The sequence below is a fragment of the Chryseobacterium sp. GP-SGM7 genome, from assembly GCF_049166575.1.
Lineage (GTDB): Bacteria > Bacteroidota > Bacteroidia > Flavobacteriales > Weeksellaceae > Chryseobacterium.
The window spans coordinates 136,003-155,815 of the sequence record NZ_JBMHFF010000001.1 but is presented as its reverse complement, the minus strand read 5'-3'; the positions used below and the strand labels follow the sequence as shown (position 1 = coordinate 155,815).

Genomic DNA, 19,813 nt, shown 5'->3' with positions numbered 1-19,813 from the left:
ATGAAGATTAAAAATATTGCGACTTTTATTTTGGCTTTGTCCTTTGCTTTGATTAATGCTCAGGATATTTATTTGTCAAAAGTAGCCAAGGTAAATGATAATACCGATAAATTTTTTATAAAAATCAATAAAGACACATCCGCAGAATATCTCGGGCAGATTGACGTGCAGGGATTTTCTTCTGATGATGAAGAAGTGTTCTCCAGAATTTATAAAAAAGCAAAAGAAATTGGTGCGAATGCATTTGCTTACCAACCTTTTGATACAGTTGATGAGATAGAACAACTTTTCAACCCTTCAAATTATAGAATAAAACTTTTCTATGTCACAAAAGAAGAGTTTTCTAAAAATTCACAACAGCTTTATCTCTTCTCTACTTCAGAAAAATCACAAACTATCAGTATCAATAAAAAAGACTATGTTCTCGAGCCAAGGTCTTACCTTTCACTGACAACTATTCGGGGAGATATTTATACAATTTCTACAAAAAAGTTCCTAGGATCGGCAATTAAAGTATCAAATACTGACGGTGTACCTCAATATTTTCAAGTTTCCGCACTTAAAGTCAGTTCAAACAAATCTGGTGACGCCGGGATAAATTTAAAATCCGGAGACATCACAGGCATTGATAGATCTTTTGGAGATTTTCTCAGAATGATTTACACCGAAATTAAATAATATTAAAACATTTTTTACCTCAGAATTTTTCCGGGGTATTTTTTTTCAAGAGCTTCCACCCGCTCTCTCCTTTATCTTTTGCTCTTCGTTCCTCATCACAAAAGGATGCCGTTTCGATCGGGGCTATGGGTTTGGGTTTACGAGAGATTTTATGCTCTCGTATCAATATAGGTGATTCTATATCTATAATATGTATTTATAATTTCCATTCTTTTATTTTTGAATCAAGATTTAGCTCAACAACAAATTATCTGCTCCAAGCTTTTACTTAAATTTAATGTAAGTGGAAAATTAATTATAATAATACGTTTCCGGATATTGCTCAAAACTTCCACGAGCTGTATCTTAACAGAATCATTAAAGCAGTTTTATCTACGACTCCGTAGGAGCTAAACCTTTGTAGAAAGATATTTCAAAACAACCAGAGCTCCTTAGGAGCGGCACTTATGTCATCTTTGATAAAAGTTTGCCGGTTCTCGTTTTGTTGATCGCCAAATCTCCTTCAAATCCCCACGAACAGTACTTCTCTTCGTTATATCCACCCCTTTATTGCTCACCGCACATCAAATATCAACCCGTTTGATGCAACCGTAACACCCAACAGTCAAAATTTTCTTTGCACCAAACCAGTGAGTTAAGCTTTAATATGAATTAAATAACAACATTATGTTAAATAAATTAGGTTGGTAAAGGAAAAATTTTCTACTTTTGCCGCACTGAAAAACGAGAGAGCTTCAGTAGCGCAGAGGAGCTTTTAGATAAGCGGGGAACATTAAGAAATACTTTTATTAGGGGATGTGTGATCGAAAGGTGATGCATTATTTAATAGGATATGAATTAAAAAAAACTTTTAAAATTTTTAGAGATAAGAGTTGCGGGGGTTAAAAATATTTGTATCTTTGCAGTCCCAATACGGGGAGCGCAGGAGTAGAATTGAGGAGATGTAAATAAAAGGAATTAAGGTCATCAAAAAACTTTAAATTTTCTTTAAAAACATTTTGTCAATTAGAAATAAAGTTTTACTTTTGCACACGCAAATACGATAAGCGAAACGACAGAAAGTAGCGAAGTAGGAAGCGGAAGATAAGAGATCATTGAAATACAATATAACAACCAAAATAAGGAAAAACTAAAGCGTATTAAATAAACTTTGAGTGAGTCAGACAAACATACAATGGAGAGTTTGATCCTGGCTCAGGATGAACGCTAGCGGGAGGCCTAACACATGCAAGCCGAGCGGTATTTCTTCTTCGGGAGAGAGAGAGCGGCGTACGGGTGCGGAACACGTGTGCAACCTGCCTTTATCAGGGGGATAGCCTTTCGAAAGGAAGATTAATACCCCATAATATATTGACTGGCATCAGTTGGTATTGAAAACTCCGGTGGATAGAGATGGGCACGCGCAAGATTAGATAGTTGGTAGGGTAACGGCCTACCAAGTCAGTGATCTTTAGGGGGCCTGAGAGGGTGATCCCCCACACTGGTACTGAGACACGGACCAGACTCCTACGGGAGGCAGCAGTGAGGAATATTGGACAATGGGTGAGAGCCTGATCCAGCCATCCCGCGTGAAGGACGACGGTTCTATGGATTGTAAACTTCTTTTATACTGGGATAAACCTACTTTCGTGAGAGTAGCTGAAGGTACAGTATGAATAAGCACCGGCTAACTCCGTGCCAGCAGCCGCGGTAATACGGAGGGTGCAAGCGTTATCCGGATTTATTGGGTTTAAAGGGTCCGTAGGCGGATCTGTAAGTCAGTGGTGAAATCTCATAGCTTAACTATGAAACTGCCATTGATACTGCAGGTCTTGAGTAAAGTAGAAGTGGCTGGAATAAGTAGTGTAGCGGTGAAATGCATAGATATTACTTAGAACACCAATTGCGAAGGCAGGTCACTATGTTTTAACTGACGCTGATGGACGAAAGCGTGGGGAGCGAACAGGATTAGATACCCTGGTAGTCCACGCCGTAAACGATGCTAACTCGTTTTTGGGCTTTCGGGTTCAGAGACTAAGCGAAAGTGATAAGTTAGCCACCTGGGGAGTACGTTCGCAAGAATGAAACTCAAAGGAATTGACGGGGGCCCGCACAAGCGGTGGATTATGTGGTTTAATTCGATGATACGCGAGGAACCTTACCAAGGCTTAAATGGGAATTGACAGGTTTAGAAATAGACTTTTCTTCGGACAATTTTCAAGGTGCTGCATGGTTGTCGTCAGCTCGTGCCGTGAGGTGTTAGGTTAAGTCCTGCAACGAGCGCAACCCCTGTCACTAGTTGCCATCATTCAGTTGGGGACTCTAGTGAGACTGCCTACGCAAGTAGAGAGGAAGGTGGGGATGACGTCAAATCATCACGGCCCTTACGCCTTGGGCCACACACGTAATACAATGGCCGGTACAGAGGGCAGCTACTTAGTGATAAGATGCGAATCTCGAAAGCCGGTCTCAGTTCGGATTGGAGTCTGCAACTCGACTCTATGAAGCTGGAATCGCTAGTAATCGCGCATCAGCCATGGCGCGGTGAATACGTTCCCGGGCCTTGTACACACCGCCCGTCAAGCCATGGAAGTTTGGGGTACCTGAAGTCGGTGACCGTAACAGGAGCTGCCTAGGGTAAAACAAGTAACTAGGGCTAAGTCGTAACAAGGTAGCCGTACCGGAAGGTGCGGCTGGAACATCTCATTTTAGAGCGTCTAAAGACGTTAAACAAAACAGTACGCAAGTACAAAAAGTACTTATTTAAAGTTTTTTAGCTTTAGTTTTTTATTTGGTTGTCATATATAATAAAATACAAACCCACTAGAAATTAGTATCAGGGAACAGAAGAGACGGGAGAAGATTTTGTGAATCGTTAAAACTCGAAACACAAAACTCGAAACTCGAAACAACAAAGAGTCTCGTAGCTCAGCTGGTTAGAGCGCTACACTGATAATGTAGAGGTCGGCAGTTCGAGCCTGCCCGAGACTACTAATTGAAGCGGATGGCGAATAGCTTTTAGCTGCTGGCAATTAGTCAATAGCAAGAAGCGATAAGCTGGAAGCACCTAGAGGGGGAATTAGCTCAGCTGGCTAGAGCGCCTGCCTTGCACGCAGGAGGTCAAGGGTTCGACTCCCTTATTCTCCACCATCACCGATGGTTTATTCTTAAAAAAGCAGATAGAGCCAAAAACAATATTTTGCGGAATAGATCAGAAGTAGCAAAAAGATCATTGACATTAACGGTAAAGATATCACAAAGAGAAAACCGAGCGCAATAAAGCGTTTGAGTTTACAAAAATATTTTAGCAGCAATGCTAGGAAAAAAATACTGAACTAATGTAACAATTAGGAAAGAAATCGTTAAGGGCGTATGGCGGATGCCTAGGCTTTCAGAGGCGACGAAGGACGTGGTAAGCTGCGAAAAGCTCGGGGGATTGGCACACACGAATTGATCCCGAGATGTCCGAATGGGGCAACCCGTCTGGTTGAAGACCAGTCATCCCGCTTAATGCGGGAAGCAAACCAGGAGAACTGAAACATCTAAGTACCCTGAGGAAAAGAAATCGAAGAGATTCCGTAAGTAGTGGCGAGCGAACGCGGATTAGCCCAAAAGCTTTTATATGTTTAATAGAATGTTCTGGAAAGAACAGCCGTAGAGGGTGATAGCCCCGTATATGAAAGGCATATTAGAGTGATAAATGAGTAGGGCGGGACACGTGAAATCCTGTTTGAATATGGGGGGACCATCCTCCAAGGCTAAATACTCCTGAAAGACCGATAGTGAACAAGTACTGTGAAGGAAAGGTGAAAAGCACTTCGAATAGAAGGGTGAAATAGAACCTGAAACCGTACGCCTACAAGCGGTCGAAGCCCACAAGTTGGGTGACGGCGTGCCTTTTGCATAATGAGCCTACGAGTTAATGTTACTAGCGAGGTTAAGTACTTCAGGTACGGAGCCGGAGCGAAAGCGAGTCTGAATAGGGCGCTTAGTTAGTAGTATTAGACGCGAAACCTTGTGATCTACCCATGGGCAGGTTGAAGCTTTGGTAACACAAAGTGGAGGACCGAACCGGTTGACGTTGAAAAGTCTTCGGATGACCTGTGGGTAGGGGTGAAAGGCCAATCAAACTGGGAGATAGCTCGTACTCCCCGAAATGCATTTAGGTGCAGCGTCGTGTATAAGTTTATTAGAGGTAGAGCTACTGATTGGATGCGGGGGAGTCAAATCCTACCAATTCCTGACAAACTCCGAATGCTAATAAATGTTCCACGGCAGTGAGGGCGCGGGTGCTAAGGTCCGTGTCCGAGAGGGAAAGAACCCAGACCAACAGCTAAGGTCCCCAAATATATGTTAAGTTGAAGCAACGCGGTTGGACTGCATTGACAGCTAGGATGTTGGCTTGGAAGCAGCCATTCATTTAAAGAGTGCGTAACAGCTCACTAGTCGAGCGGTCCGGCATGGATAATAATCGGGCATAAACATATTACCGAAGCTATGGATTTACAGTCATAGGACTGTATCTGGTAGGGGAGCATTCTATAGGCACAGAAGCTGAGTCGTGAGTCTTGGTGGAGCGTATAGAAAAGAAAATGTAGGCATAAGTAACGATAAAGCGGGCGAGAAACCCGCTCACCGAAAGACTAAGGTTTCCTCAGCCATGCTAATCAGCTGAGGGTTAGTCGGGACCTAACGCGAACCCGAAAGGGGTAGTGGATGGACAATGGGTTAATATTCCCATACTTGCTCACACTAAAAAGGGGACGGAGTGCCGTACTTACTGGAGACTGACGGAATAGTCAAGACCTAGCCTTCGGGCGAAGTTGCTGTAAGGAAAGTGCTTCCAAGAAAAGCCGAAGTGAAGCAACCCGTACCAAAACCGACACAGGTAGTCGAGGAGAGAATCCTAAGGTGCTAGAGTGAATCATGGTTAAGGAACTAGGCAAAATAGTCTCGTAACTTCGGAAGAAGAGACGCCATCAGCAATGGTGGCCGCAGTAAAGAGGCCCAGGCGACTGTTTATCAAAAACACAGGACTCTGCTAAATCGAAAGATGCTGTATAGGGTCTGACACCTGCCCGGTGCTGGAAGGTTAAGGAAGGGCGTTAGCAGCAATGCGAAGCGTTTGACTGAAGCCCCAGTAAACGGCGGCCGTAACTATAACGGTCCTAAGGTAGCGAAATTCCTTGTCGGGTAAGTTCCGACCTGCACGAATGGTGTAACGATCTGGGCACTGTCTCAACCATGAGCTCTGTGAAATTGTAGTCTCGGTGAAGATGCCGAGTACCCGCAATGGGACGAAAAGACCCTGTGAACCTTTACTATAACTTCGTATTGACTTTGAGTAAGTAATGTGTAGGATAGGTGGGAGACTATGAAGCAGGCACGCTAGTGTTTGTGGAGTCAACGTTGAAATACCACCCTTTACTTACTTGGAGCCTAACTTCTGAAAGGAAGGACACTGCGTGGTGGGTAGTTTGACTGGGGTGGTCGCCTCCAAAAGAGTAACGGAGGCTTTCAAAGGTACCCTCAGCACGCTTGGTAACCGTGCGTAGAGTGTAATGGCATAAGGGTGCTTGACTGTGAGACCTACAAGTCGATCAGGTGCGAAAGCAGGACATAGTGATCCGGTGGTTCCGTATGGAAGGGCCATCGCTCATAGGATAAAAGGTACTCCGGGGATAACAGGCTAGTCTCCCCCAAGAGCTCACATCGACGGGGAGGTTCGGCACCTCGATGTCGGCTCGTCACATCCTGGGGCTGGAGAAGGTCCCAAGGGTTGGGCTGTTCGCCCATTAAAGTGGCACGCGAGCTGGGTTCAGAACGTCGTGAGACAGTTCGGTCTCTATCTATTGCGGGCGTTAGATGTTTGAGAGGGCTTGAATCTAGTACGAGAGGACCGATTTGAACAAACCTCTGGTGTATCAGTTGTTCCGCCAGGAGCACCGCTGAGTAGCTACGTTTGGAAGAGATAAGCACTGAAAGCATATAAGTGCGAAACTCGCCTCAAGATGAGACATCTTTTAAGGGTCGTTGGAGATGACGACGTTGATAGGCTACAGGTGTAAAGTTGGTAACAGCATAGCCGAGTAGTACTAATTACCCGTAGATTTATAGCCTGATTGGCTGATGCTTTATTGCGCAATTAAAGGTTCTCTCTTTGTGAATGTTTTTATCGATTAAAATCAGAAGTTAGAAACTAGAGATTAGAAGTTAGTCATTCACTAACCTCTGACGACTAAAATCTAACCTCTTAATATACAGCCTTTAGGGTGGTTTTAGCGGTGGGGCTCACCTGTTCCCATTCCGAACACAGAAGTTAAGCCCACCAGCGCCGATGGTACTGCGAAAGCGGGAGAGTAGGTCGCCGCCAGTTTTTATTCAACTCCTCAATCGAAAGATTAGAGGAGTTTTTTGTTTTAAGTCTCATACAGTCTCATAAAGTTTCATACAGTCTTATACATCTTTGTATCAGACTTTTTTGGATATAAACTAAAGGATATGCAAAAAGAATTCAAATTAACAAGTTAAAAAGCCAAAATTCAAAATGCAAAGTGCAAAAGGCAAAGTACAAAAAACAAAAAACAAAAAGCAAATTCAAAAAGAAAGCAAAAAGCATAATGCAAGTTTTAATATTCTTAGTTCAATATTTATAGTTCAAAACTGAAACACCAATATCAAAATTAAAACTTCAGAGCTCAAAGTGAAAATTCTAAATTTTCGGCTGCAAATTTAAGATTGATCTCAATGTTTTAATCTGTACTTAAATCCAGAACTTTACACTTTACAAAATTGTCGTTAAAAAAGTACTACTCAAAATTCAAACTAGGTTTTTATATAAACCCGACATATCCCTTCTATATAAATTAAGCTGAAACCTATTTCTATTTACACTTCAGCTTCTCTTATCCTTATTCGGTTTAAACAGTAAAAATCTTTTAGTTGCTGATTTTCAAAAAATTTGCCTGTCAATCTCGGATAATTTTCTTTTTTAATTTGAAAATGTAAAGCAACAAATTTCAGGTTTATATTCAATACTAAAAAATTGCTTTCAAAAATTCTATTAACTTTGCGAAAGTGAAAAATGTTGTTATGATTAAAAAGTTATCTTTAAGTTTGGGAATTTTGATTTCAATATTCTCTTTTTCTCAGCAAAAAACATATTGCAATCCTATTAATATAGATTACGGTTACACGCCTTTTGAGGTATTTTCAAAGCAGGGAAAACACCGTGCTACAGCTGATCCGGTGATTGTTAATTTTCAGAAAAAGCTGTTTCTTTTTTCAACCAATCAGGAAGGATACTGGTACAGTGACAACATGCTCGATTGGAAATTTGTGAAGAGAAAATTCCTCAGAGACAATAAATATACCCATGATCTCAACGCTCCCGCAGTTTGGGCAATGAAAGATACTTTGTACGTTTATGGCTCAACATGGGAATCTGATTTCCCGATTTGGAAAAGTACGAATCCTACTGTAGATGACTGGAAAATAGCAGTTGATACCCTAAAGGTAGGAGCTTGGGATCCTGCTTTTCATTATGATGAAGATAAAAATAAACTCTATTTATATTGGGGATCCAGCAATGAATGGCCACTTTTGGGAACTGAAGTGAAAGTGAAAAACTTACAGTCAGAAGGTTTTGTAAAGCCTATTTTAAGATTAAAACCCGAAGATCACGGCTGGGAAAGATTTGGAGAATACAATGATAATGTTTTCTTGCAACCTTTTGTAGAGGGAGCTTGGGTAACGAAGTATAAAGACAAATATTATATGCAATATGGAGCTCCTGCTACAGAATTCAGCGGATATTCTGATGGAGTGTATGTTTCTAAAAATCCTCTCGAAGGCTACGAATACCAACAGCATAATCCGTTTTCTTATAAGCCGGTAGGTTTTGCAAGAGGAGCGGGGCATGGGGCAACTTTTGAGGATAATTTTAAAAACTGGTGGCACGTTTCAACGATTTTTATTTCCACTAAAAATAATTTTGAGAGACGTTTAGGGATTTGGCCTGCAGGTTTTGATAAAGATGATGTAATGTTTACCAACACGGCTTACGGAGATTATCCAACATTACTTCCTCAGTTTGCACAAGGTAAAGATTTTTCAAAAGGACTTTTTACGGGTTGGATGTTGCTGAATTATAACAAACCTGTACAAGTATCTTCAACTTTGGGAGGCTATCATTCTAATAATGCTGTAGATGAAGATATCAAAACCTATTGGAGTGCAAAGACCGGAAATTCAGGTGAATGGTTTCAGACCGATTTGGGAGAAATTTCAACCATAAATGCAATTCAGATTAATTATGCTGATCAGGATGTTGAGTTTATGGGGAAAACAGAAGGCAAAATGCACCAGTATAAAATTCTTGGTTCTAATGACGGTAAGAAATGGAAAATCATAGTTGATAAAAGCAAGAATACCAAAGACGTTCCCCACGATTATGTCGAAATGGTTAAGCCTGCTGAAGCAAGATATTTAAAAATGGAAAACCTGAAAATGCCTACCGGAAAGTTTGCATTGAGCGGTTTCAGGGTATTCGGAAAAGGTGCAGGAGCAAAACCTGCGAAAGTTCAGAATTTTGTTCCGCTGAGAGCGGACCCTAAAAAATACGGTGAAAGAAGAAGCATCTGGATGAAATGGCAACAGAATTCTGATGCCGACGGATACGTTATCTATTGGGGTAAATCACCCGATAAATTATACGGAAGCATTATGGTTTACGGTAAAAACGAATATTTTTTCACTGGAGCAGACAGAGTAGACTCTTATTATTTCCAGATTGAAGCATTTAATGCCAATGGAATGTCTGAGAGAACGGAAGTTATGAAATCTGAATGATTAATTTGAGCCATTAAGATTTATTAAGCGGTTAAGTTTGCTTAAGATGAAATATAATTTTTTTAAAAGTAAAAGAAAAAATAGTCTGCTTACATTTGCTTGCAAATTCTTAAATTATCTAAACTCCTTAATAAAAAACTTAATGGTTAATAATACAGCGCTTTGGAAATATTCAATGCGTTGTATTATTTTATATCTTTTAGAAATTCATTGATTCTTTTAATTATAATAGGTGAATTTTTTTCATTATTCCAATCTAAATGTCCACCCGAAAATTCAAAAGATTGATTGTAAACTTTATTTTTATATAAAACTGAATCTAAAATCGTCTTCTGCGAAATAGGAATTATCTGATCATTATTTCCGAAAAAAGAAATGGTTGGAGGAGAAGTTTCGTTAATCCAAAAGATAGGATTTGGTATATCTTGATTTGTAATATCTATTGGAGTTGGTTTTGACAAATCAATCATATGTTTTTCAACAAAATCATAATCTGAATAATTTTTAAAATCCGGATCAGATAAATCTGCAGGTCCTGCAATATTTACTATAGCTTTTACATTTTTTCTATGTTTAGAATCAAACATTCTATTGTAACCGTATAACATAGATAAATGACCACCGGCACTGTTTCCCAGCAAAATAAACTGAGGTTTAGATTTTATTTCTACTGACTTTATAACCAATAAATCTAATGCGCTGTCAAGATCATCAGTTTGAGAAGGAAGAATAAAAGAATTATTACTCGCCAATCTATAATTAATATTCGCAAAAGCATAATCCGGAAATCTTTCCATCATCGAGAGAGTAAACAAAGTAAGGTTTGATTTATCTCCGCCTTTCCAACCGCCTCCATGAATCATCACAAAAATACCTCTTATCGAATCTTTGTTTTGAGGAATATATAAGTCCATTTTTTGCTCAGAACTTTCGCCGTAAGAAATATCTTTTTCGATACTAAAAGAAACTTTTTCACCGAGATTGATAGTTTTTTCTTTACAACTGAAAAAGAATAGAACTAAAAAAGAAAAGAATGCAAACTTTTTCATACCATAAATATAATCGAAACCCGCCAATTTCTCGGCGGGTTTCTGTACAAAATAAATATATATGAAGATTGAATGTTAACGTGTTCTGCTTTTAATGTCATCTGAAGCGCCTTCGATGTTTCTTATTTTTTTTACTTTTTGGTTTCCGAAATTATATGTAATACTGAAAGTTCCGCCTCTTCTGAACTGGTCATTTTTTACATAATTGTAATTTCCGTTTGCCTGATAATCTTCTATTTCTACAATATTGGTTCTTAAAATATCATTTACATTTAAGGCAAAAGTCCAGTCATTCCAGTTTTTCTTTAAGCTTACATCAAGACTCATTAGATTTTTCAACATTCCAAGCTCAATTTGCTGTTTGTCTACAAAGAAATAATTTACACCTAAAAACCAGGTCTTCTTTTTATCTAGTCTAATGGTATTGTTGGTCTGAATTAAAATGCTTGTAGAGCTTATTTTGTTTTCGTAAGTAGGGAAAACATCTCCCGAAGTAGGATCTATACTTAAACTTCCGTCGTTGACATTTCTTTGAACTCCAATATTGAAATTTGTCGTTAAATATTGATTAAAAAATGTTCTTTGAACGCCCAGCATTGCAGACATCTCCTGTTTATCGCCAAAATTGGTTCGGATGTATCTTAATTGCTTATGAGAATCCATTATTGGCTGACCTGTAACAGGATCATTTACAACTTCTCCGTTCTGGTCTCTTCTTACTTTCAAAATGTCTCTTTGCAAAGGCACCTGGGTAATCTGGTCTTTAAAATAAGAATGGTTTAGAATCAAGAAATATGAGTTTTTAAACATATATGTCAATTCCTGGTTGTAGGTTGAAGATGCTTTTACAAAAGGATTGTTTTGAGTATAATTGTCTTCTGTAAGAATATTTCTTACAGGATTCAGCTCCCAGAAACTTGGTCTTCTCATCCTGCTCGAAAATGCGTATGAAATATTATTTTTATCATTAATCGCATAATTGAAGCTTAAATAAGGAAGTACATTGTTGTAATTTCTTTCAATATTTCTATATTCAGAAGCGGCGTTGTCTGAAGTTCCCAAACTGTTGGTGATCTCATATCTTGTTCCTATTTTCCCTGAAAGTTTATCTGAAAACTTCTTTTCCGCAGTGACATAAAATCCGTAGATATTTTCATCATAAATAAAATGATTCGGGGCAAATACGGGAGTTTCACCAGTTTTATAAGTATCACTTTTAGTATCGTTGTCGGTTTTGGTTTTGTTGTAGTTTCCGCCGATTGATAAGGTAAAGTCGTTTTTAAATTTTTGAATGTAATCTACCGTTCCCGAAAAATTATTGATTTTTTGAGGCAGGCTTTGGAATATAGTCTGTCCTAAGCTTACATCATTTCCCAAGACATCTGCAAAAAAAGTTTTATTGTCTGTAAACTGAAATCTTTTATAGTTAAGGTAAGCCGCATTTACATTCAGTTTACTTCCTAAAGAATCGGTTTTTAATTCATAATTCAGGTTTAAAGAATTATTGTAAGAACGTGCATCTTCTACATTTCTTGAATTGGTGTAATTGATATTATATTCATTCGTTTTTGGATCTAAAGAACGGATGGTATTGAATAAATTTACCGTAGAATTGTAGCTTTTATTAGCATTTGTATTCCAGGATAAGCCTAAGTTACTCTTTTCTGTTAATTGATAATCAAAATTCAGATAACCTCCGATATATTGATTCGGATCGTCGATACTTCCCGTAGATTCATTTGATGAAGAATTGTTTCCGTTTCGTAAAACATAATGCTGTGCCTGAATATTATCTCCTCCGTAAAGATTGGCACTGATTCCCAGTTTGTCTTTTCTGTAATTTGCAGAGAAACTTGCAGAGCTTCCGTTGAATTTATTCTGGGAATTCGACATTCTCATATTACCATTCAGACCGTCGCTCATTTTCTTTTTCAAAAAGATATTGATGATTCCGTCTGAAGATTCCACCTGGAATTCACTTCCCGGAACCGTAATGACCTCAATTTTCTGAATATTTTCAGCAGGAGTATTTTTTAGAAACTGAGCCAAAGATTCGGCATCCATATTAGACTTTCTGCCGTTGATGTAGATCAGTGCATTGTTTTTACCTGCAATTTTTAAAGTTTTATCGTCTGTGGTAGAAAGCAGAGGTGTTTGTTTCAAAAGATCAAATGTGGTATTTCCTTTTGCAACAGGAGAGGCTGCAACATCATATACAAAACGGTCACTCTGCTTTTTGAAAACTTGCTTTTTCAAAACAACTTCTTCGATTTTCTGTGTTTTTACTGAATCATTTTTTTTCTGTTGTGCAAATGCAAATCCGCTGAAGAAAAGTGCCGCAATGAATATTTGAGTTTTCATAATATTATATTTTTAGTTTAGATGCTTGTATCTGTTATTAATTTACATTGCAAAGATATATAATAAAAATAGTATCATGCAATACAAAGTAGTAAAAATGTTTTAATTTTAAATATAACTCATTGATTATTAGTCAATAAAATATCTTTATAAATTTCATCACTTTATCTTTACATAGAATAAGACAACTGAAATAACAATTTTGTTACAATTATTTTTAAAAATAATTTACATCACAGTTTTTTGATTAAATTAGCCTGAACTTTTAATTATTAATATATGAGTAAACTTTATCCTTTATTATTTTTAATGTTAATGCTTGTTTCTTGCAAAAGTGATATTAACATAGAAAACGAAGAGCAGCCAAATATGGCTATAGATTTCAATTTTGGAAGCACTGCTCAAAGAAATTTTCACGGTCTTGTCTTGGCAACAGACGGAAGTCCTGTTTCTGGCGCTACAGTTACGATCGGAACAAAAACTGCGCAAACCAATAACAAAGGTATTTTTGCGATTAACAATGCAGATGTAAAAGAAAATTTTGCGTATGTAAAAGTTACCAAAGCGGGATATGTGAATGGTGCGAGAACAATAGTTCCCACTACAGGAAACAACAGAATCAATGTGATGATGATTCCTGCGACGACTACTTTAATGATTGCTTCAGGAACAACTTCTACAGTTGCTCTTCCGAACGGAACTAAAGTGAAATTCGACGGAAGTTTCAAAGACGAAAGTGGTGCAAACTACACAGGAAATGTAAATGTCGCTATGTTTCATTTAGCTCCATCCAATCAGTATCTCAACGAATTGATTCCCGGTTCTTTCCTGGCAACCAATTCTACGGGTAATTCCAGAATTATGGAAACTTTTGGGATGCTTCATGTACAATTAACGGGAACTTCAGGACAGAAACTTCAGATTGGAAACGGACATACTGCAGAAATGACTGTGGCAATCGATGCTACACAAATGTCTTCCGCTCCGGCAACAATTCCGTTGTGGGCATTCAATGAAACAACAGGAATTTGGCAGGAAGAAGGTGTTGCAACAAAAGTAGGAAATGCGTATGTGGGAAATGTAAGTCATTTTTCCTGGTGGAATTGTGATGCACAATTTCCGGTATCTACTTTAAATGTAAATGTTAAAAATTCAACAGGTCAGCCATTAAGTAATGTAATGGTGAATATTAGAAGAGTGGGACAGACTTATGACGTTCATGGTTTTACTAATGCTCAAGGTTTGGCTTCCGGATTAGTTCCCGCAAATGAAATACTTGAGGTAAGAATTTATAACAATTGCGGAACACTTGTTTATAATACGAATGTTGGACCTTTCACTGCAGGCTCGGTCAATACAATTCCGGATGTTACTTTACAGTCCGCTATATCATTTGCAATTCAGGGAACTTTAAAAACATGTTCCGGTGCAAATGTAACAGACGGATTAGTGAATCTTAAATTTGCTAACACGACTAACTTTTTTCAGACTTTAACATCAGTTACAAATAATGGAAATTTTTCCTTCAATGTCGTGGGATGTAATAATAATCAGCAATTTAATTTAGAAGGAATAGATTTAACAAATACTCAGGGAAGTGGAAACATTGCATTTACTGGAGTAAGTCCAATAACTAATCTTGGCAATATTACTGCTTGTGGCAGTATATCGGAATTCGTTAATTATCAAGTTGATAATCAGGCTGTACAGCAATGTATAAATGGATTTCAGGCCAATTTAGATGCTGCATACTTCGGTATTACTCATATTATGTCTCCTGTTGCTGGAAATCCGTTTTTCCAATTCCAATCTAACGGAATAACTTCTGCCGGAACATATACAACTAATTTTACTGTTTTCTTATCACCAAATATTCCAATTCCTGCAGCAGGAAATAACTTAACTTTACAAATAAGCCAATTCGGAACGGTAAATAATTATGTAGATTTTACCATAAATGGGACTTATTCAGAATCGGTTAATGGTGTTCCGGTAACGAGAACATTATCCGTAACAGGACATGTGAAAAGAGATTTTTAAAATAATTGAAAAAAATGATAAAATAAAAAAGGACTTGAAAAAGTCCTTTTTTATTTTATTCTCTGTCGAAACGAGCCAGTTTCTTATCAATCCAAACGGTGGCAAAAGGAAAAAATGCAGAAATTAGTGAAAAAACGGTGTCTTCATCATCCCAGTTATAAATTTTTCTTACAGAAGGTAAAAATAAAAGATAAAGCGTAAAAAATAATCCGTGGATGCTTCCAATTGTACTGATGTAGACAATAGGTAAAATACCTTCCGGATCTACACGAATCCAAATCATCGCAGTGAATAGAAAAAACCACGAAATCGCTTCTGCTAAACAAATCTGCTTAAACCATCTGATCACTTTTTCCTGACCGTATTTTGCGAAAAAATTTTCGATGAATTCCATTTCTTATTTAATTTTGACTAACAACTAATTTCTATTTATAAAAATTACTTCCATCCAAATACTCAAAAACTTCCGGCGGAAGCATTGGTCGTACGTTTTTACCTTCTTTAATCATGTTGCGAATTTCTGTTGCAGACAATTCGATTACGGGAGCTTTTATCAAAGAAATATTTTCATGCTTTAAATATTCTGAATCTTTTTTATCCTCATTAAAAACTCTAGGATACACAATAATATGATGATTTTTTACCAATAGATCAGAGTTTTTCCATTTAGGCAAGCTTTCCAGATTATCTTCACCCATGATTAAACTGAAAGAATAATCCGGATGTTTTTCTTTAAGATAAGTTAAAGTATCAATAGTATAACTCGGTGTTGGAAGTGAAAATTCTATATTAGAGGCTCGCATTTCGGGATAATTTTTTATCGCCAGTTCCACCATTTCTAATCGATTGTGATCGTTCAGCAAAGATTTTTTTTCTTTGAATGGATTTTGCGGACTTACCACAAACCATAATTCATTCATATCCGAATTTTCTAGAATATAATTCGCCAAAATTAAATGCCCAATATGAATGGGATTAAACGAACCGAAAAATAAACCGATTTTTTTCAATGTTAATGAGATGTTATGAAATTTTATGCTTAAATTAATTTAATTATTATTTTAAATTGACTTTTCACTTCCGAAGGAAAATTCACTATTCACTTTCATGAAACTTCACATCCTTAATATTTAAGCAATGCGTTACATTTCCTTTCCAGTGATTTTCTTCTAGGGTGAATGCGATGTCGAAATTTTTAGTTCTGAAATCATCAGCAAATTGGCCTAATTTAAAACCCACACATTCAATATTTCTACCGGTAGATTCCTGTTTGATATAAAATTTAAGATGATTATTATCTTTTCCCATTGTTTTCAAATACCCGGAAATCTTCTGATTTTTCAAAACCAGGTTAGGTTTCATGTTCTGTGGTCCGAAAGGGGCCAGTTTTCTATGAAAATTAATAAAATCTCTGTTAATTTCATCAATACTTATATCGCAATCAATCGTAATCGATGGTTCTTTCTGATGGTCTTTAATTTTTTCGGCAACGATTTTTTCAAATTTAATTTTGAAATCTTCAAATTTAGACTTTTCCATCGAAAGTCCTGCTGCAGCATGATGGCCGCCAAATTTCAGAAAATATTCCGAACAGAGATCTAAAGCCTCATGTACATCAAAATCTGAAACCGACCTTGCAGAAGCAACCATTTCACCGTTATTTCCATCAGTAAAAACCAAAGTCGGTTTGTGATACGTTTCAATTAACCTTGAAGCAACGATCCCGATCACGCCTTTGTTCCATTCAGGATGATAAACAATAGTTGAAAATTTTGTTTCCTGTTGTGATTCTATAATTTGATTTAATGCTGAAACCGTAGAATTCATGTCGAGTTCCCGTCTTTCATCATTAAGATTCATAATGTCGCTTACAATTTGATGGGCATGTTTCAAATTATCAGAAACCATTAGTTCCACAGCAGCTTTTCCCTGAGAAATTCTACCTGCAGCATTTATTTTCGGAGCAATTTCGAAAACAATATTCGAAATTTCAAAATGTGAAAGTTTATCTTCCGGAATTAAAAGTCTCAGTCCCATATTTCGGGTTTTTCTGAGCATTTTGAGTCCCATTTTTGCTAAAACCCTGTTTTCACCGGTCATTGAAACAATATCTGCGGCAATTGATATTGCCAGCAAATCTGTAAGCTCAAAAAGTTCCTGTTCAGGAATTTTATAAATGGTATTAAGACCTTGACAAAGCTTAAAACCAACACCACAACCTGAAAGCTCTTTAAACGGATATCGGCAATCGGTTCTTTTCGGATCCAAAACTGCGGTAGCATCAGGAATTTCATCTCCGGGTAAATGATGGTCACATATAATAAATTCGATGTTTTTGCTTCGGGCATAATTAATCATGTCAATCGCCTTGATTCCGCAATCTAACGCAATAATCAATGAAAAACCATTTTCTTTGGCAAAGTCGATACCCTCAGTAGAAATTCCGTAACCTTCAGAATTTCGGTCGGGAATATAGTAATCTAAGTATTTTTTCTGAACAATCTTGCTTAAGTAGAGATACATCAATGCTACAGCTGTTGTTCCATCAACATCGTAATCTCCGTAAACCATTATTTTTTCTCCATTTTCGATAGCTGTTGCAATGCGTTCTACGGCTTTTTGCATATCTGCCATCAGGAAAGGATTATGAATATCTGCCATATTCGGCTTGAAAAATTCTCTGGCCTTCTGATAATTGTCAATTCCTCTGAGAACTAATAGTTTGGATTCAAAAGTTCCAAAACCAAGCGACGAACTCAATCCATCAACAATTTCTTCATCAGGTTCGGTTTTATAAATCCATTTTTGACTCATTTCACAAAAATAGGTAAAATTTATTTTAAAAACTATTGGAAATTGTGGGCAAATTCAAACTGCTTGATATTTAAATTTTAAAATATTTTTAAGTAAATGTGGTATACACGGTCAAATTTTTAACAAATTTTAAAAATAATTATAATTTATTAAATCCATTATGAATTTACTCTCGTACATGATTTTAAATACTAAACCTATTTAAAAATTATATTATGAAAAAAACAATTAAAGTTTCCAACCAGGGAGCCACTCTGGACACCAGTAGAAGAAACTTCCTAAAACTAAGCGGTATTGGTCTTGCCGTAGCTGGTCTTACTTTGGTAGGATGTAACGATGATGATATGGGATATGATCCTAATGCCGGAATTTTCGATTTGGGTACGGGAGATGTAGGTATTCTTAATTATGCATATGCTTTGGAACAACTAGAAGCAGATTTTTACACAAAAGTTGTTAATAGTTTCTACAGCGGAATTTCCAATGCTGAAAAAGAAATCTTAACAGACCTTTATCACCATGAGGTTATTCACAGAGATTTTTTTCAGGCAGCAATTTCTGCCGCTACACAAAATGTTTTACCAACTTTAGAATTTCAATATCCTAACGTAAATTTCAATGACAGAACTTCGGTTTTAGCTACTGCAAAAGCTTTGGAAGATACAGGGGTTGCTGCTTATAATGCGGCCGGAAAATATATTACCAATCCTACATATTTGGTAGTTGCCGGTAAAATTGTTTCTGTGGAAGCAAGACATGCTGCAGCAATCAGAGATTTGATCAATCCTGGAACAGCTGCATTCTCAGGTGATGATGTAATCAACTCAAACGGACTTGATGTTGCCAAAGAGCCTAAAGACATCGTAATGGCCGCAGGAGGATTTATAAAAACGCCTTTCACTTGGAAAGAACAGGGTATTAACTAATTATCACATCAAAACCTATTATTATGAACATTCTAAAATTATTAGATAAACTTTCTGACGATTCTTTTTTTACAAGACAAACGTCTAGATCAGAAACACTTTCAGATATTACAGCATTCGGGAAAAAAGCGGCAGTTGCTGCACTACCTTTAGGATTGGCTGGATTAATGTCAACTAATGCCAAAGCTGAAACATTGACAGTAAATAATGATCCTATTGCTGCTAAAAGTGCATTAACCGATGCTTTGCAGTTAGCTTTAACTCTAGAATATCTGGAAGACGAATATTACAGATTGGGTTTGAATGCATTAGCCGGAAATTTAATTCCAGCATCAGATAAAGCAGTTTTTATGCAGATTTCTAAACATGAAGCAGCCCATGTTTCATTTTTGAAGGCTACTTTAACTTCTTTAGGGGAAGCACCGAAAGCGAAACCCAATTTTGATTTTTCAGCAGGCGGAAACTTTACTCCTTTTACTAATTATCAACAGTTTCTTATTTTAGCTCAGGCTTTTGAAGATACAGGAGTGAGAGCATATAAAGGTCAGGCTGGGAATGTAATGTCAAATAAAGCCGTTTTACAGGCAGCTTTACAAATTCATTCCGTGGAAGCAAGACACGCTTCTCAGGTGAGAAGAATGCGTGCAAACAAAGGATGGATTGAATTAGCCAATGGAGGAAATATGCCGGCTGCAACAAATGCTGTTTATGCAGGTGAAGATGTTACAGTGCAAGCAGGTTTCAATACGGCGACAAAATTTGGTGCAGCGGCTGGTTCTGCTGCTTATGACGAAATTTTAAGTGGTACAGATGCAGCTGCAATTGCGGGTCTGTTTATTGTTTAAGCATAAATTCTCATATATATATCAAATCCTTTTTCGGTATTTATCCGGAAGAGGATTTTTATTTTGTAGAAACTTTCATCCTCACAGCATAATTATTCAGTACGAAAAAATCTTTATTTCTGGACTTTTAATAAATGCTGTAACGGGCTTTAAGCTTAAAAACTCAATGAAAAATAAGGTGTTTTGAATGATTCAGAAACGTTTCTTTGCCAACACCAAACTTGCAAAATTTAAGGATTTTAAAAACAAAAACTCCTCTAAAATTAATTTT

General features: G+C 37.3%; 10 protein-coding genes, 2 tRNA genes and 3 rRNA genes. 10 read left to right on the top strand and 5 right to left on the bottom strand.

Annotated features, from left to right (window positions below):
• From ACOOWA_RS00700 to ACOOWA_RS00670, 7 genes are all read left to right on the top strand, one after another.
• Nucleotides 1-678: a hypothetical protein gene (locus tag ACOOWA_RS00700; RefSeq protein ID WP_421372522.1), complete on the top strand. Its 678-nt coding sequence runs from the start codon at nt 1-3 to the stop codon at nt 676-678.
• 1,171 nt (nt 679-1,849) lie between these two features.
• Nucleotides 1,850-3,366, top strand: a 16S ribosomal RNA gene (locus ACOOWA_RS00695).
• Nucleotides 3,367-3,574: 208 nt separating this feature from the next.
• Nucleotides 3,575-3,648: transfer RNA gene (locus tag ACOOWA_RS00690), tRNA-Ile, on the top strand.
• 82 nt (nt 3,649-3,730) lie between these two features.
• Nucleotides 3,731-3,807: transfer RNA gene (locus ACOOWA_RS00685), tRNA-Ala, on the top strand.
• A 202-nt stretch (nt 3,808-4,009) separates the two neighbouring features.
• Nucleotides 4,010-6,776, top strand: a 23S ribosomal RNA gene (locus ACOOWA_RS00680).
• Nucleotides 6,777-6,925: 149 nt separating this feature from the next.
• A 5S ribosomal RNA gene (gene rrf / locus ACOOWA_RS00675) occupies nt 6,926-7,033 on the top strand.
• The 16S, 23S and 5S rRNA genes sit together here with 2 tRNA genes alongside, the layout of an rRNA operon.
• Nucleotides 7,034-7,749: 716 nt before the next feature.
• The gene (locus ACOOWA_RS00670; RefSeq protein WP_421372520.1) at nt 7,750-9,507 is read left to right on the top strand and encodes a discoidin domain-containing protein; all 1,758 of its coding nucleotides are present in this window, start codon (nt 7,750-7,752) and stop codon (nt 9,505-9,507) included.
• 185 nt (nt 9,508-9,692) lie between these two features.
• Here ACOOWA_RS00670 and ACOOWA_RS00665 read toward each other — a convergent pair whose 3' ends face one another.
• Together ACOOWA_RS00665 and ACOOWA_RS00660 are read right to left on the bottom strand one after the other, a co-directional pair.
• Nucleotides 9,693-10,556, bottom strand: a complete 864-nt coding sequence (locus tag ACOOWA_RS00665) for an alpha/beta hydrolase fold domain-containing protein (RefSeq protein WP_421372518.1) — start codon at nt 10,554-10,556, stop codon at nt 9,693-9,695.
• Nucleotides 10,557-10,631: 75 nt separating this feature from the next.
• Nucleotides 10,632-12,917 carry a TonB-dependent receptor domain-containing protein gene (locus ACOOWA_RS00660; RefSeq protein WP_421372515.1) on the bottom strand — a complete coding sequence of 762 codons (2,286 nt, stop codon included), beginning with the start codon at nt 12,915-12,917 and terminating at the stop codon, nt 10,632-10,634.
• A 279-nt stretch (nt 12,918-13,196) separates the two neighbouring features.
• Between ACOOWA_RS00660 and ACOOWA_RS00655 the strand changes: the two genes are divergently transcribed.
• Entirely contained in the window at nt 13,197-14,957 is a 1,761-nt protein-coding gene (locus tag ACOOWA_RS00655; protein ID WP_421372512.1) for a carboxypeptidase-like regulatory domain-containing protein, read from the top strand.
• A 55-nt stretch (nt 14,958-15,012) separates the two neighbouring features.
• Here the strand turns inward: ACOOWA_RS00655 and ACOOWA_RS00650 are convergent, their stop codons facing one another.
• The 3 genes from ACOOWA_RS00650 to recJ all read right to left on the bottom strand — a co-directional run bounded on the left by ACOOWA_RS00650 (nt 15,013) and on the right by recJ (nt 17,771).
• A complete protein-coding gene (locus ACOOWA_RS00650) occupies nt 15,013-15,351 on the bottom strand; it encodes a DUF3817 domain-containing protein (RefSeq protein WP_421372509.1) in 339 nt (112 codons plus the stop codon).
• A gap of 31 nt (nt 15,352-15,382) precedes the next feature.
• The gene (gene nadD / locus ACOOWA_RS00645; protein WP_421372506.1) at nt 15,383-15,967 is read right to left on the bottom strand and encodes a nicotinate (nicotinamide) nucleotide adenylyltransferase; all 585 of its coding nucleotides are present in this window, start codon (nt 15,965-15,967) and stop codon (nt 15,383-15,385) included.
• A gap of 85 nt (nt 15,968-16,052) precedes the next feature.
• A complete protein-coding gene (gene recJ / locus ACOOWA_RS00640; RefSeq protein ID WP_421372504.1) occupies nt 16,053-17,771 on the bottom strand; it encodes a single-stranded-DNA-specific exonuclease RecJ in 1,719 nt (572 codons plus the stop codon).
• A 215-nt stretch (nt 17,772-17,986) separates the two neighbouring features.
• Between recJ and ACOOWA_RS00635 the strand changes: the two genes are divergently transcribed.
• On the top strand, nt 17,987-18,697 hold the full coding sequence (locus tag ACOOWA_RS00635) for a ferritin-like domain-containing protein (protein WP_421372501.1): 711 nt from the start codon (nt 17,987-17,989) through the stop codon (nt 18,695-18,697).
• Nucleotides 18,698-18,720: 23 nt separating this feature from the next.
• Complete coding sequence (locus ACOOWA_RS00630) at nt 18,721-19,542, top strand: ferritin-like domain-containing protein (RefSeq protein ID WP_421372498.1); 822 nt, start codon at nt 18,721-18,723, stop codon at nt 19,540-19,542.
• Nucleotides 19,543-19,813 lie beyond the last annotated feature (271 nt).